The sequence below is a fragment of the Sphingomonas jatrophae genome, assembly GCF_900113315.1.
Lineage (GTDB): Bacteria > Pseudomonadota > Alphaproteobacteria > Sphingomonadales > Sphingomonadaceae > Sphingomonas_P > Sphingomonas_P jatrophae.
On sequence record NZ_FOZG01000001.1, the window covers coordinates 1577090 to 1592099 of the forward strand.

Here is a 15010-nt window from a genome sequence, read left to right on the forward strand (position 1 = left end):
CCAAACCCTCTATCATCAGCGGCTAGCATTCGTGGCACACTCCGGGTTCACCGCGCCGCTCTGTCGGGGCCGAGTGACAAAGGAATACGCATTAGACCGATGTAGCGCGTCTTTCTGCGGGTTTGCGTAGGTTCGCCAGTATGTGTATGCCGCCGTCAAAATGTAGTGCGCAGAGAGGGTGTGGAGTCGGTATGGCCGATCTATCAGGGCGAGTGGCGCTTGTAACCGGCGCGGGCAGCGGTATCGGAAGAGCCACCGCGGAACTCTTCGCCGCAAGCGGAGCCCACGTCGTGATAGCAGACACGAGCGCTGACAATGCGGAGGGCACCCTTAAATCGATTAGAGATGCAGGCGGGGACGGCCGAGCAGTCTCGGTCGACGTCGCGGATGCCGATCAGTGCATGTCGATGGTAGAGCAAATAAGGTCAGCCTTCGGACGACTTGACTTTGCCTTCAACAACGCCGGGATTACAGAAGTAACCCTCCTGAGGGGGGAGCCGCTGCCAGAAACACATCTGCTTCCCTTGGAGATATGGCGCAGGGTGCTGGCAGTCGATCTTGATGGAGTTTTCCACTGTCTACGAGCTGAGCTGCCGCTGATGATCGCGAGCGGCGGTGGCGCGATCGTAAATACGGCCTCACTGCAGGCGCACATCTCTTACCCGCGCACCGCAGCTTACACAGCAGCAAAGCACGGGGTGGCAGGCATCACTAAGACAATCGCGAAGGAATACGGTCACCTCGGGATCCGATGCAATGCGGTATCTCCGGGGGTCGTGGATACCCCGCTAACCCGAGATGTAATCTATCGCCCCGAGTACCGGGACTCGCTGTTGGCACCTATTCCCCTCGGGCGCTTCGCTGATGGACAAGATATCGCGCGAGCGGTGATCTGGTTGTGCTCAGAGGGCTCAGCATATATCAACGGCGCCGTATTGCCAGTCGATGGCGGCTACCTCGCTTGACTTGGGGCAGGGCGTGCAGCTCACCCGGCGACGAGGCCCAGAGTATGACTGAAGCCTTAGTTTCTTCCCTGTCGCGCTCGACGATCCACCGCGATAGCTCGGAGAGGATTACCATGACAACTGAGTCTCTCACCCACCTCGAACGGCTCGAAGCGGAAAGCATCCACATCCTCCGCGAAGTCGTCGCCGAATGCGAGAAGCCGGTGATGCTCTATTCGGTAGGCAAAGACTCGGCGGTGATGCTGCATCTCGCCCGCAAGGCATTCTATCCGTCGCCGCCGCCATTTCCGTTGCTCCATGTCGATACGACGTGGAAGTTCAAGGCGATGTACGAGCTGCGCGACCGCATGGCGCGCGAGAGCGGCATGGAATTGCTCGTCTACCACAATCAGGAGGCGAAGGATCGCGGGATCAACCCGTTCGATCATGGCGCGCTCCACACGGACATGTGGAAGACGGAAGGGCTGAAGCAGGCGCTCGACCTCTATGGCTTCGACGCGGCCTTCGGCGGCGCGCGGCGCGACGAGGAGAAAAGCCGCGCCAAGGAGCGCGTGTTCAGCTTCCGCTCGGCCAATCACCGCTGGGATCCGAAGAACCAGCGGCCGGAGCTGTGGAACCTCTACAATGCCCGCAAGAACAAGGGCGAGAGCATCCGCGTTTTCCCGATCAGCAACTGGACCGAGCTGGACATCTGGCAGTATATCCAGCTGAACGACGTGCCAATCGTCCCGCTCTACTTCAGCGCCAAGCGGCCGACCTACGTGCATGACGGCCAGCTGTTCATGGCGGACGATCCCGAGCGGCTGGAACAGACGCTCGGCCGCAAGCCCGACATCGTCGAGCGCTCGATCCGCTTCCGCACGCTCGGCTGCTTCCCGCTGACGGGCGCAGTCGAGAGCGAGGCCAAGACGCTGTCCGAGGTGATCCAGGAGACGCTGCTCACCACGACGTCCGAGCGCCAGGGCCGCGTGATCGACAAGGATGCCGGCGGCGCCGGCATGGAGAAGAAGAAGCAGGAGGGGTACTTCTGATGGCGACGACCACCGAAGAACCGATCTACAAGACCGACGCGCTGATCGCCGAGGATATCGACGCCTATCTGGATCTGCACCAGCACAAGACGCTGCTGCGCTTCATCACCTGTGGGTCGGTGGATGACGGCAAGTCGACGCTGATCGGGCGGCTGCTCTACGATTCCAAGATGATCTTCGAGGATCAGCTGGCGGCGCTCGAGGCGGATTCCAAGCGCGTCGGCACGCAGGGGCAGGAGATCGACTTCGCGCTGCTCGTCGACGGCCTCGCCGCCGAGCGCGAGCAGGGCATCACGATCGACGTCGCCTACCGCTTCTTCGGCACCGAGAAGCGCAAGTTCATCGTCGCCGACACGCCCGGCCACGAGCAATATACGCGCAACATGGTGACGGGCGCGTCCACCGCGGACCTCGCCGTCATCCTGATCGATGCGCGAAAAGGCGTGCTGACGCAGACGCGGCGCCATTCCTACCTCGCCCACCTGATCGGCATCCGCCACATCGTGCTGGCGGTGAACAAGATGGACCTGGTGGAGTACAGCCAGGAGCGGTTCGACGAGATCGTCGCCGATTACCGCACCTTCGCACAGAGCATCGGCATCACCGACTTCGTGCCGATGCCGATCTCCGGCTTCAAGGGCGACAACATCACGGGCAAGTCGCCCAACACGCCCTGGTATGACGGCCCGGCGCTGATGGAGCATCTGGAAACCGTCGAGCTCGATCAGGTGTCGGATCAGGCCAAGCCGTTCCGCATGGCCGTCCAGTGGGTCAACCGCCCCAACCTCGATTTCCGCGGCTTCTCCGGCCAGATCGCCAGCGGCTCGGTGAAGCCAGGCGACGCCATCCGCGTGCTGCCGTCGGGCAAGATGTCGACCGTGTCGCGCGTCGTAACGATGGGTGGCGACCTGCAGCAGGGCATCGCCGGCCAGTCGGTCACGATCACGCTGGCCGACGAGATCGACTGTTCGCGCGGCGACGTGATCGCCGCTGCCGATCATCCGCCGCAGGCCGCCGACCAGTTCGAGACGACCATCGTCTGGATGGCGGACGAGGCGATGCTGCCCGGCCGCCCCTACTGGCTGAAAACCGCGACGCAGACGGTGACGGCGAACGTGCAGGCGCCGAAATATCAGGTCAACGTCAACACGATGGAGCATCTGGCGGCCAAGACGCTGGAGCTGAACGCGATCGGCGTCGCCAACCTCTCGACCGATCGGCCGCTGGTGTTCGAGCCCTACGAGGACAACCGCACGCTCGGCGGCTTCATCCTGATCGACAAGATCACCAACGCGACGGTTGCCGCGGGCATGATCCACTTCTCGCTCAGCCGGGCGCAGAACGTCCACTGGCAGGCGACCGACGTCACGCGGGAAAGCCATGCGTCGCTGAAGAACCAGAAGCCCGCCGTGCTGTGGCTGACGGGTCTGTCGGGTGCGGGCAAGTCGACCATCGCCAACCTCGTCGAGAAGAAGCTGGCGCGGATGAACCGCCACACCTTCCTGCTCGACGGCGACAATGTGCGGCACGGCCTGAACAAGGATCTCGGCTTCACTGATGCGGACCGCGTGGAGAATATCCGCCGCGTCGGCGAGGTGGCCAAGCTGATGACCGACGCCGGCCTGATCGTGATCACCGCCTTCATCTCACCCTTCCGGGCGGAGCGGGACATGGTGCGCGCGATGATGGCGCCGGGCGAGTTCGTCGAGGTGCATATCGATACGCCCTTGGCCGAGGCCGAGGCGCGCGACGTGAAGGGCCTTTATGCCAAGGCGCGCGCGGGCGAGCTGAAGAACTTCACCGGCATCGACAGCCCCTATGAGCCGCCGCTCGACCCCGAGATCCGCATCGACACGACCGCGATGACCGCCGACGAAGCGGCCGACGCGATCATCGCAAGGCTGATCCCGTGAGCGCGGCCGGCATCGACCTCGGCGATGATGTCGCGCTGGCGCGGCACATTGCGGACACCGCCGGAGAGCTGCTGCTGACGCTGCAGCGCTCCGGCTTGTTCGAGGGCAAGGCGCTGGGCCGCGCGGGCGATCGCACCGCCAACGCCTTCATCATCGAGGCGCTACGGCAGAACCGGCCCGACGACGCCATCCTCTCCGAAGAGGAAAAGGATAGCGATGCGCGCCTGTCCGCCAGCCGCGTGTGGATCGTCGATCCGCTCGACGGTACGCGCGAATATGGCGAGGCGCGCGCCGACTGGGCGGTGCATATCGCGCTGGCGGTGGACGGCGCCCCGACGATCGGCGCGGTGGCGCTGCCGGGCGTGCCCGTGACGCTCTGTTCCGGCCGGCCGCAGCCGGTGCCGCCCGCGCCTGAGAAGCTGCGCATGCTGGTCAGCCGCACGCGCCCCGCCAGGGAAGCGGTGGCGGTGGCCGAGGCGCTGGGGGCCGAGCTGGTGCCGATGGGATCGGCCGGTGCCAAGGCGATGGCGGTGCTGCGCGGCGAGGCGGACATCTACCTCCACACCGGCGGGCAATATGAGTGGGACAATTGCGCCCCCGCCGCCGTCGCGCTCGCCGCCGGGCTGCATGCCAGCCGGGTGGACGGCACGCCGCTCGTCTACAACCAGGCGGACACCTACCTGCCCGATCTGCTGATCTGCCGGCGCGACATGGCGGACAAGGTGCTCGGCATCTATGCGGATGTCGCCAAGGGCTGAGGCGTCTTTCCCCGGGGAAACGGCATGGATCCGGCATATGCGGCGTTGCAGGCCGAGGTCTTCGCGCTCAGGATCGAGCTCAGGGCGGTGCAGGATCGGCAGGCGATTGCCGATCTGATCGCCGCTTACGGCCCGGCCGTCGATCGCGGCGACAGCCGGGGCGCGGCGGCTTTGTGGGCAGCGGACGGCAGCTACGATCTCGGCGATTTCGGCAACGCCCGCGGTCATGACGAGATTGCCGCCTTGTTCGACGCGGACCTGCACCAAGGGCTCATCCGGGATGGCGCGGCGCACATGCTGGGGCCGCCGCGCATCGCGATCGACGGCGATGCGGCGGTCGCCGTCTGCTATTCGGCCGTCGCGCGGTGGACCGGTGAAGCGTTCGAGCTGTACCGTGTCGCCGCCAATCGCTGGACGCTCCGGCGCGAGGCGCAGGGCTGGCGCGTGACCGGCCGCGCCAACCGCCTGTTGGATGGGACCGCGGAGGCGCGCGCATTGCTGGCGGAGGCCCACCGGCCGCCCGACTGATTTGCCCTCGTCTCGTCCGAATGGACGATCCGGCACGCGCAAAAGCGTGGCAGGATGGCGCCAACGAGAATGGGAGACGGATCATGTCGCTGCGCACCCGGGCATTGCCGACCATCGGGCAGGAGGTGCTCGATCTCGATCTCGACACCGGGCTGGACGAGGCGACGGAGCAGGCGCTGCGCGATCTGTGGCGTGAGGCGGGGCTGGTGCTGTTCCGCGGCGTCGGAACCGAGCCGGAGCGGCTGCGCCGCCTGAGCCGCGTGTTCGGCGAGCTGGAGCCGCATCCCATCCCCGACTTCCGCCTGCCGGGTCACCCCGACATGATCCTGCTGACCAACCGCGGGGGGCTGCGCGGGCCGGTCTATGCCTTTGACGGCGTGCCCACCTATGGCCGCATCCCGTGGCACACCGATCTGGCGTTCAGCACCACGCCCAATGCGGGCGCGCTGCTCAACATGGTGGAGAAGGCGGCGGTCGGCGGGCGGACCGCGTGGCTCGACACGCAGGCGGCCTGTGCGGCGATGGACCCGGCGCTGCGCGAGCGGCTGGACGGCGTCGAGGCCCTGTTCGAATTCTGCGCGGATCTGGGCGGCATGCGCTTCGACAATCCGGGCGGCGTGCGCGTGGGCGAGACCAAGGCGAGCTTCCCCGATTTCGCGCCCATCGCCCGGCCCATCCTGTTCCGCCATCCGGAGACGGGCGCGCCGATCCTGAACGTCTGCCCGCTTAACATCCGCAGCATCGTCGGCCTGGCGCAGGCGGAAGGCGACGCGCTGATCGAGGCGCTGATCGCCGCCGTCACCGATCCGCGCTTCGTCTACGAGCATGACTGGGCCGAGGGCGACGTGATGCTGTGGGACAATTACCGGATGATGCACCGCGCCGAGGGGCATCCGGTGGACGTGCCGCGCGTGGTGCACCGGACGACGCTGCGCGGCACCGCGACGGTCGGCCGCACCGTCGCGCGCGCGGCCTGAGCTAGCGCCCGAGCTTCGCCATCCGCTCGTTATATTTGAGCGACTGGGTGACGATGCTGGTCTGGAAGGAGAGGATGCCGGGCATCACCGCGATCTGCCCGGCGGCGATGTCGGTGAATTGCTGCTGGTCGGCGAACAGACCGATGGCGAGCAGATTGTAGCGGCCGAGCATCACGATCAGGCTGCGGATCTCGGGGATGTCGACGATCTGCGCGCCGACATCGCGCACCATCCGCATCTCCGCCTGGATGCGGATGAAGCCGAGCAGCGGGCTGCCATGCTGGCGATTGTCGGTGATCGCGGTGAAGCGGAGCAGGCCGCGCTCGGTCAGGCGGCGGATGCGCGCACGGATCGTGCCTTCGGCCAGGCCGAGGGCGCGCGCGAGCGAGCGGTTGCTGAGCCGCGCATCCTCGCCCAGCAGGTCGAGGATCTGGCGGTCGGTGGCGTCGATCTGGAGGCCGTTCACCGGCTGATCCCCACGTCGAAATTATAGGTCATGATGTCGGTCGCGATGGCGACGTCGATCTCGCCAAGACCCTCGATCTTGAGGAGCGCGGGCATCACCGTCTTCGCCAGTTCGCCGAATTCATGCACCGCGACGAGCGCCTCGATCTGGTGCGCACCGGTGACCGTATGCACCGCGAACATCTCCGGCAGGCGGGCGAGTTCGGCGGCGACATCGTGCGCGGATCGCCCCGTCACCTTGATCCCGAGCGCGATCAGCAGGTTATAGTCATAAGCGGAGAAATCGGCGGCGGCGACGATGCGCAGCGCGCCGCATTCGGTCATCCGCTGCACGCGCGCGCCAACCATCGCCCGCGTCGCGCCGACCTGCACGCCGATCTCCTGATTGGTGATGCGGCCGTCCTGCTTCAGCAATGCGACGATCTGCCGGTCCAACGCATCGAACTGATAGGCTTCGGCGGTCATCGGTGCTCCGCAAAGATCCGGCTATGCGGCCATAGCAAACAGGGTGCAACTATGCTGCCGCGTAATCAAGACCTACTTGAAATGCGCACAGGTTCGTCAAATAAGTCACAAGTCCGGTGGCTGCGTGATTCGTTGTGACCAGAGCGGCGAACATGATCGCCCGCCGGGCATAAGGCGCCGAAGGAACGGTGCGGGCAGGCACCGCGGCCAAGACGCTGCGGGTTCGACCGTCGAAAAGGCGGCGTCGCCAGGCTCGTCCGGGGAGAGGGGACGAGATGACCTACTTGGATTCCGCGCGCGCCTTGTTCACGTCTGCGGCACTTTGCGCGCTGGCCGCGCATGCGCCCGCCGGTGCGCAGACCGCGCCGGTGCAGCCCGCCGCCGCGCCGGACCTGGCCCGCCCGGCCGAAGCGGGGCTCGGCGACATCGTCGTCACCGCGCGCCGGCGGGAGGAGGCGTTGCAGGACGTGCCCGTCGCGATCACCGCGCTGTCGGGCGAGACGCTGACGGCACGCGGCGTGATCTCGGCCGAAGCGCTGCGCCAGACGGCGCCCGCGCTCAACATCTATCAGAATAACCGCCAGGATGCGGGCTTCTACATTCGCGGGCAGGGCCCCGGCATCGTCGGCGGCGGCGCGCGCAACTTCACCAGCGTCGCCACCTATTTCGCCGAAGTGCCGACCGCGATCGCGGGATCGGGCGTGTTCTACGATCTCGCCAACGTGCAGGTGCTGAAAGGGCCGCAGGGCACTTTGTTCGGCCGCAACACGACGGGCGGCGCCGTGCTGTTCGAGCCGAACCGGCCGACCTTCGAGTTCGGCGGCTCGATCAAGGGCAGCTACGGCAATTACGACTTCCACGAGATCGAAGGCGTGCTGAACGTGCCGATCGTCGAGGATCGCGTCGCGCTGCGGCTGGCCGGCTCCTATTCGCGGCGCAAGGGCTTCACCCGCGGCGTCTATACGGGCCAGCGCGCCGACAGCCGCAACCATGATGCGTTCCGCGTTTCGCTGCTGCTCAAACCCACGGATACGATCGAGAATCTGACGATCGTCGATTATAATTTCCGCGACAATACCGGCAGCGGCCTGATCCTGCGCGCGGCCAACCCGGCGGCGCAGCTCGGCGCGCTACCGGTGCCAGCGGCGCTGCAGGCGGGCTTCGGCCTGCCCGCATCGCTGCCGCTGCTGGCGGGCGCGCCGACGCCGATCGCCTGCTTGTCCGTCGCGCTGCCCGGCTGCCCGACTGGGCCGTTCGGCAATGCCGTCGCCGCCTTCGTCGCAGGGGCGAACGGGGGCCTCAGCCTGTCCGGGCTGACGCCGCAGCAATTCGCCGACGCAGTCGCGCTCCAGCGCAGCGTCGGCATCCGCCGCAGCCTCTCGCGCCAGCCGGTCTACAACCGCAACAAGGCCTATGGCATCACCAATCGGACCGAGATCGAGCTGAGCGATGCCATCTCGATCAAGAACATCATCGCATTGCGCCGCAATCGCACCGCCGAGGTGAACGACATCGCGCCGGGCCTCGATTATGCCGGATCGCAATATCCGGGGACGGGCAGCAACCCGCCCTATATCCGCGGCCTCAACCAATTCAGCGAGGAATTTCAGCTGCAAGGCCGGCTGGCGGACGGCGCCTTGTCCTACGTGCTCGGCTTCTATCATGAGCAGACCAAGCCCGGCATCGACCAATCCTACCGCTCGGTCGTTTTCGGCAATGCGACCAACACCGCCAATTACTTCAGCGACAAGAGCGATGCCGTCTTCGCCCATCTCGAATGGCAGGCGACGGAGGCGTTCCAGCTGTCGGGCGGCTTCCGCTATACGTGGGACAAGCGTTATCTCACCTCGTCCGTCACGAACGATGCGGGCGTGTGCGGCCAGCTGAACACCGCCAATGGCCTGATCGAATGCCCCGTCTCCGGCCGCGCCAAGTTCAGCGCGCCGACCTATGACGTCACCGCGCAATATGAGCTGAGCCAGCGCGTGCTGGCCTATGCCGCCTATCGCCGCGGCTACAAGAGCGGCGGCTTCAACCTGCCCGCGCCGACGCTGGAGACATCGACCTTCGGCAAGGAGACAGTGGACGATTTCGAGGTTGGCCTGAAGGCGGACTGGGACATCGGCGTGCCGCTGCGCACCAACCTGTCGCTGTTCCACGACAAATATAAGGGCATCCAGATCGCGCTGCCGGTGCTGACCAACGGCACCTTCATCTCGCTGGTGCAGAATGCCGGCAAGGCGACCAACAAGGGCGGCGAGCTGGAAGTCTCGATCAAGCCTTCGGCGGATTTCACGATCGGCGGCTTCGCTTCCTATCTCGACGCGAAATGCGCGACCAATGTCGGCACCGCCTGCCGCGTCGGCCGGCAGATCGCCTTCCAGCCGCACTGGAAGGCGGGCGTGAACGCGCAATATACGATCTTCGACGGGACCAATGGTGCGCTGACCCTGTCGAGCGACTTCAGCTATACCGACAAGGTCACGACGTCCGATCCCGACGCGCCGATCGATACCTATCCCAGCTACACCTTGTGGAATGCGCGGCTCGACTGGAGCGACGCCTTCGCGCCGGGCGTCGATCTGGCCGTGTTCGCGACGAACATCACGGGCAAGAAGTATATCGTCGGCGGCTATCCGCTCGTCTCCGCGCTCGGTTTCGACAGCGTGCTCTATGGCGAGCCGCGCATGTATGGCGCCTCCGTGCGCTTCCGGTTCGGCAACTGATTGAGGAGCGACGACCATGCGGCTTCAGGGCAAGACAGCGCTGATCACGGGCGCGGGCGAGGGCATCGGCGGCGGCATCGCCCGCCGCTTCGCCGAGGAAGGTGCGGCGGTGGTGATCGCCGAATATAGCGAGGCGACCGGCCGGGCCAATGCGGAGGCGATCAAGGCCGCCGGCGGGCGCGCCCTGTTCGTGCGCACCGACGTCAACGACAAGGCGCAGCTGCTGGCGGCGGTCGAGGCGGCGACGCGCGAATATGGCGGCGCCGACATCCTCGTCAACAATGCCTATGGCGGCGGCCACATCCGCCGGCTGGAGGACAAGACCGACGAGGAGTTCGATCATTCTCTGACCATGTCGGTCAAGGCGAGCTTCTGGGCGATGCGCGCCTGCTTCCCACACATGAAGGCGGCGGGCTGGGGGCGCATCGTCAGCATCTGTTCGCTGAACGGCGTCAACGCGCACGTCTATTCGGCGGATTTCAACGCGGGCAAGGAGGGCTTGCGCGCGCTGACCCGCACTGCCGCCCGCGAATGGGCGCCGTTCGGCATCACCGCGAACGTCATCTGCCCGGGTGCGGCGAGCGCGGCCTATCTCCGCTTCAAGGCGGACCATCCGGAAAATGCCGCGGCGATGGACAAGATGAACCCGATGGGCCGCACCGGCGACGTCGACAGCGACATCGCGCCGGTTGCCCTGTTCCTCGCCAGCGACGACAGCCGCTACGTGACGGGCAACACCCTGTTCGCCGATGGCGGCGGCCACATCAACGGCGTGGCGTGGACGCCCGAGCCGGAAGCCATCGGGTGAGCAGGCACAGCGAGGCCCGCGCACCGTGGGTGGGCCTCGTCCTCCTCACGCTCGTCGCGGCAAACGGGTTCAGCTATGCCGATCGCTACCTCTTCTCCATCCTGATCCCCGCAATCAAGGCGGAGTTCGGCGCCAGCGACGGCAGCCTCGGCCTGATCGGCGGGCCGATCTTCGTCATCAGCTTCGTCGCTCTTTCCCTGCCGCTGGCGCGGCTGGCGGATCGCTGGTCGCGCCGCGGCGTGCTGATGCTGGCGGTGGTGACGTGGAGCGTGGCGACCGCCTTGTGCGGCGTTGCGGCGAACGTGGTGCAGCTCGGCATCGCGCGCGCGCTGGTGGGGGCGGGGGAGGCGGGCGGCATGCCGGCCTCGCAGGCGATCGTCTCCGACCTCTACGACGATCGGCGGCGCTCGGGCGCGATGGGGGTGCTCGCCTCCAGCACCTATCTCGGGCTCGTCCTCGGCATTGCCGGCGGGGCCGCCATCGCCGCAGCGTGGGGCTGGCGCTGGGCGTTCGTGCTGATCGCGGCGCCGGGGCTGGCCTGCGCGCTGCTTGTCGCGTTGCTGCCGCTCGGCCGGCGGGAGCGGGGAGGCGCCGCGCCGCCGGCGCTGCCCGCGCTCACCGTGCTGCGGCGCTGCTGGGGCATCCCGTCGCTCCGCCTGCTGGCGCTCGGCATCGGCACGTTCAACATCTTCGCCTACGGTGCGGCGGTGTGGATGCCGGCTTACTTCATCCGCTCGCACGGCATGTCGCTGGTCGCGGCCGGCAGCTGGCTGGGCATCGGCGCGGCGGTGGGCGGCTTTGCCGGCAGTCTGGCGAGCGGCGCGCTGGTCGACCGGCTGCGCCTGCGCGGCGAACAGTGGCAGCTGTCCGTGCCGGCATGGGGCTTCATCGTCTCGCTGCCCATCTACATGGCGATCCTGCTGCTGCCGGGCGGGAGCGCGGTGCCGGTCGGCGGCGCGGCGATCCCGACCGTGGCGTTGCTGTCCGTGCTGACGGCGCTGTTCTCCTCGGCGGCGATGGGGCCGGCCTTCGGTGCGATCGCCCGGCTGGTCGCGGCCGAGGAGCGCGCGCAGGCGACCGCCTTTGCCATCGTGCTGATCAACGTGATGGGCAGCGCGTTCGGGCCGCTGCTCGCCGGGCTGGTCAGCGATGCGCTGGGTGCGCGCTTCGGCGCGGAGTCGCTCCGCTACAGCCTGCTGGCAATGTCGACGCTGGTGCTGGCGGGCGGGCTTTTGCTGCTGTGGGCGAGCCTGCGCTACCCGCACGATCTGGCGCGCGGGGCCGCTTAAAGCAGCCCATCCCACAGCGTCCGCTCGTCGCCGCGCGGATCGCGCTCGATATGCGGTGCGGCGTCGAGGATCAGGGTTTCGCGCGTGCGCAGGTCGTAGCGGGGCCATGCGGGCCCGCCGTCCAGCGCCGGCCTGCCCGTTCGCGCCCAGTCCGCCCACATGGCGTGTGTCCGCGCCGCCAGCGGGTCCGCGCCGCCGCCATAGACGAAGGCGGAATCGCTGCCGTGCGGCGCCATGCCCGCGAAGGGGCCGGCCGCGGCGGGGACATCAAACCGGACCATCCACGTCCGCCCGCCCGAGGCCGCATGCGCCTCCGCCAGTCGCAGCGCGGGGATCCAATATTCCTCCGCCGTCAGTTGGCGGATGCGCCGCTCGGCCAGCGGCAGCGCGGGGAAGGTGGCAGCATAGCGCGCCTCCAGCGCCTGCATCCGCTCGAGCGGGAGGTGGGCGAGCTGCGAGGCCACGAAGGCGCGTGTGGCGGCAAGCGCGGGCGGGTAGGCCAGCGCCGCCTCGTCGCGCGTCGTGCCGACAACCATTTCCAGTCCGGCCATCCGGCCGGCCCGCGCTGCGTCGATCGGCGCCATCGGCAGCAGCCGGCCATCCACCACCGGCCGGAACGGGAAGCCGCGCTCCGCCGCCGCCATCGCCTTGCCCTGCGCCGCGACGATCTGCTCTGCCGGGAGCGTCACGAGCGCGGCCATGTCGCGCACGCCGGCCGCGTCCATCAGCACGCGGGCGGCTGCTGCGCCGGGCGCGGCGGTGCGGTCCACCGTCTCGCCACCGCCGCTCAGGATCGTCACGCGCCGGAACAGGCCGCGCGCGGACGGCATCGCCGCCAGCGTCGCCTGGTTCTTCGCCCCCGCCGACAGGCCGAGCAGGGTCACGCGCTCCGGATCGCCGCCGAACGCGTCGATATTGCCCTGCACCCAGCGCAGCGCCGCCTCGATATCGAGCAGGCCGTTGAGGCTGGAGCCGGCGAAGGCGGGATCGATCGTGCCGAACTCGGCGAAGCCGAACGCGCCCAGCCGGTAATTGCAGCTGACGAACAGCAGGCCGGCCTTTGCAAAGGCAGCGCCGTCATAGCCCGGCTGGCTGGCGGCGCCGAGGAAATTGCCGCCGCCATAAATGGAGAAGACCACCGGGTGCGGTCCCTTGGCCACCGGCGCCCACACGTTCAGCGTCAGGCAGTCTTCCGCCATCGTGCCCGGCACGTCCACCATCGGGATGCGCGGCTGCCACGGGATCGGCCCAAACGCCGCCGCGTCGAGGGGGCTGCGCCACGGCACCGGCGGCTCGGGTGGGCGGAAGCGAAGCGGGCCGACCGGCGGCCTGGCGAAGGGGATGCCCTTGAACACGGCGAGGCCATCCGCGCGGCGGCCGATGACGGGTCCGGAGGGGGTGACGACCCGCGGCCTGTCGCCCCCGCCAATGCCTGCCGCTTGACCGCGCGCAGCGCAGGCGGCGGCAGAGAGGCCGCCCAAGATGAAGTCCCGGCGTTCGATCATCGGCATCTCCCCAATGCGGCCCCTGCTTTCTTCCCGCGCGCCAAGGTTCTAGGCGCAGGCATGGCCGATCCACCTCCGACCGCCACCCCGAAGCGCGGCCGCCGCGGGCGCCCCAAGCTGCTCGACCCCGCGCAGATCCGCGCGGCGACGCTGGCGATGCTGGCGGAAGGCGGGCTGGAGGGCTTCACCATGAACAAGCTGGCCCAGCGGCTCAGCGCATCGGTGATGACGCTCTACACCTATTTTCCCAGCCGCGAGGCGCTGCTGAGCGATGCGGCGAGCAGCATCTTCAACTCGTTCGAGGCGCCCGACGAAACGCTCGACTGGCGCGCCGCCACCGCGACCTGGCTGCACGAGCTTCGCCGCATGTTCGTGGACCACCCGGTCGGCCTCAGGCTCATCAAGTGGGACGGGGCGATCACGCCCTCCTGGCTGAAGGTGTGGATGCCGCTGCTGCGCATCCTGACGCGCGCGGGGCTGAGCGGACCGGACCTGCTGATCGCGGCGAACTGGACCGGCCGCGTCGCCATGGCGCTGCTGATGGCGCGCATCGCCGCGCAGGACGAGGCGGTGGCGATCCGCCACGGCACCGGCCGCGAGTCCGACCTGTCGGGCCAGGATCGGGCGCTGATCGAAACGCTGTCGGGCGCGGCGCAGGCGGAACAGGGCGACAGGCTGTACGCGTTCGGCGTCGCCAACATCCTCGACGGGCTGACGCGCCTGATCGCGCCCGATCACCCCTTGAACGCCTGAAACACCCAATCCCAGTAGCCCGGCTCCGGCCCGTCTTCGAAGCCGAACTCGGCGCGAATGTCGGCGATCGGCCGGTCGAGATGATCCTCCCAGCGGATCATGAACAAGGGTCGCTTCTGCTTGGCGCCGAGCTGGTAGCCGCGGCTGATCCCCTCCAGCAGCGACGGCAGCGTCTTGGGGTAATGCAGGCCCGAGCGGCTGAGCGACGTGGACATCAGCACGGTGCCATAGAGGTTCAGCTCATGCGCGAAGTCGGTCGAGAAATAATTGGCGTTGGCGACAGTGTTCGCCACGATCAGCGCGATCTCGCCCACCTGGCTGGGGCAGAGGCCGGTGACCATGTGCTCGATGTCGTGGTTCTGCGCGCGGCGCTTGACCAGGAACTCGTAATCGCTGGCGGGCGCGCCCTTGTAGAGGAAGTCGATCTGGTAGCCGCTGTCGGCGATGAAGGCGTGGATGCGCGCGCCGAGCGTCCCGGGCTTGCAGTCGGCCACCTGCTCGGCGGTGAAGTTGGAGGTGAAGCGCTCGTCCAGCCATGCGGCGAATTCGGGCAGGCGCGCGCGCTCCTCCTCCAGCAGCGCCGCGGTGCGGGCGGGATCGACCACATCGCCCATCGCGCGGGTGAGCGCGGGGATCAGATAGGCATCGGGCAGATCGTGCCCGTCGCGCTTCAGCCCCATCTGCGCATAGACATCGCGGAACAGCGGGCTGTTGAGATATTTGGAATTGCTGATGAGCACGCTGGACGTGGCGGGCTCGCCACTGCCCATCAGATAGGCGGCTTCGTCCGCCGCCAGCGTCGTCTGCTTGTTCATGGCGATCCTCTC

The 15010-nt window shown here is 67.7% G+C and carries 14 protein-coding genes; 10 read left to right on the top strand and 4 right to left on the bottom strand.

All coding sequences use genetic code 11. From position 1 onward, the window contains the following. Positions 1–191 precede the first annotated feature (191 nt). From BM360_RS07460 to BM360_RS07485, 6 genes are all read left to right on the top strand, one after another. Positions 192–965, top strand: a complete 774-nt coding sequence (locus BM360_RS07460; RefSeq protein ID WP_093312940.1) for an SDR family NAD(P)-dependent oxidoreductase — start codon at positions 192–194, stop codon at positions 963–965. A gap of 113 nt (positions 966–1078) precedes the next feature. Beyond that, positions 1079–1996 carry a sulfate adenylyltransferase subunit CysD gene (cysD, locus tag BM360_RS07465; RefSeq protein WP_093312942.1) on the top strand — a complete coding sequence of 306 codons (918 nt, stop codon included), beginning with the start codon at positions 1079–1081 and terminating at the stop codon, positions 1994–1996. Continuing rightward, positions 1996–3909, top strand: coding sequence for a sulfate adenylyltransferase subunit CysN (gene cysN, locus BM360_RS07470; RefSeq protein WP_093312944.1), 1914 nt, complete (start codon positions 1996–1998; stop codon positions 3907–3909). Before cysD ends, cysN begins: the two co-directional genes overlap by 1 nt. Then, positions 3906–4667 carry a 3'(2'),5'-bisphosphate nucleotidase CysQ gene (locus BM360_RS07475; protein ID WP_093312946.1) on the top strand — a complete coding sequence of 254 codons (762 nt, stop codon included), beginning with the start codon at positions 3906–3908 and terminating at the stop codon, positions 4665–4667. The genes cysN and BM360_RS07475 overlap by 4 nt, the downstream gene beginning before the upstream one ends. 24 nt (positions 4668–4691) lie before the next feature. Next, complete coding sequence (locus BM360_RS07480) at positions 4692–5195, top strand: nuclear transport factor 2 family protein (protein ID WP_093312948.1); 504 nt, start codon at positions 4692–4694, stop codon at positions 5193–5195. 83 nt (positions 5196–5278) lie between these two features. Next, positions 5279–6172: a TauD/TfdA dioxygenase family protein gene (locus BM360_RS07485; RefSeq protein WP_165611232.1), complete on the top strand. Its 894-nt coding sequence runs from the start codon at positions 5279–5281 to the stop codon at positions 6170–6172. A 1-nt stretch (position 6173) separates the two neighbouring features. Here the strand turns inward: BM360_RS07485 and BM360_RS07490 are convergent, their stop codons facing one another. Beyond that, positions 6174–6638, bottom strand: coding sequence for an Lrp/AsnC family transcriptional regulator (locus BM360_RS07490; protein WP_093312952.1), 465 nt, complete (start codon positions 6636–6638; stop codon positions 6174–6176). Continuing rightward, on the bottom strand, positions 6635–7102 hold the full coding sequence (locus BM360_RS07495) for an Lrp/AsnC family transcriptional regulator (protein ID WP_093312954.1): 468 nt from the start codon (positions 7100–7102) through the stop codon (positions 6635–6637). The genes BM360_RS07490 and BM360_RS07495 overlap by 4 nt, the downstream gene beginning before the upstream one ends. 275 nt (positions 7103–7377) lie before the next feature. On the opposite strand from BM360_RS07495, the gene BM360_RS07500 reads away from it, so the two are divergent. The 3 genes from BM360_RS07500 to BM360_RS07510 are packed head-to-tail and all read left to right on the top strand — an operon-like array spanning position 7378 to position 11925. Continuing rightward, positions 7378–9828 (top strand): TonB-dependent receptor, encoded by a 2451-nt coding sequence (locus BM360_RS07500; RefSeq protein WP_093312956.1) that lies wholly within the window; start codon positions 7378–7380, stop codon positions 9826–9828. A gap of 16 nt (positions 9829–9844) precedes the next feature. Further along, positions 9845–10636: an SDR family NAD(P)-dependent oxidoreductase gene (locus BM360_RS07505; protein ID WP_093312958.1), complete on the top strand. Its 792-nt coding sequence runs from the start codon at positions 9845–9847 to the stop codon at positions 10634–10636. Beyond that, entirely contained in the window at positions 10633–11925 is a 1293-nt protein-coding gene (locus tag BM360_RS07510; RefSeq protein ID WP_165611233.1) for an MFS transporter, read from the top strand. The genes BM360_RS07505 and BM360_RS07510 overlap by 4 nt, the downstream gene beginning before the upstream one ends. On the opposite strand, the gene BM360_RS07515 is transcribed toward BM360_RS07510, so the two are convergent. Next, complete coding sequence (locus BM360_RS07515; RefSeq protein WP_165611234.1) at positions 11922–13430, bottom strand: carboxylesterase/lipase family protein; 1509 nt, start codon at positions 13428–13430, stop codon at positions 11922–11924. The two genes, BM360_RS07510 and BM360_RS07515, sit on opposite strands and share 4 nt — an antisense overlap. A 60-nt stretch (positions 13431–13490) precedes the next feature. Here BM360_RS07515 and BM360_RS07520 point away from each other — a divergent pair, with 60 nt between their 5' ends. After that, the gene (locus tag BM360_RS07520; protein WP_093312964.1) at positions 13491–14183 is read left to right on the top strand and encodes a TetR/AcrR family transcriptional regulator; all 693 of its coding nucleotides are present in this window, start codon (positions 13491–13493) and stop codon (positions 14181–14183) included. Here the strand turns inward: BM360_RS07520 and BM360_RS07525 are convergent. Further along, positions 14165–14998 carry a Coq4 family protein gene (locus tag BM360_RS07525; RefSeq protein WP_093312966.1) on the bottom strand — a complete coding sequence of 278 codons (834 nt, stop codon included), beginning with the start codon at positions 14996–14998 and terminating at the stop codon, positions 14165–14167. The genes BM360_RS07520 and BM360_RS07525 overlap by 19 nt on opposite strands. Positions 14999–15010: the final 12 nt, after the last annotated feature.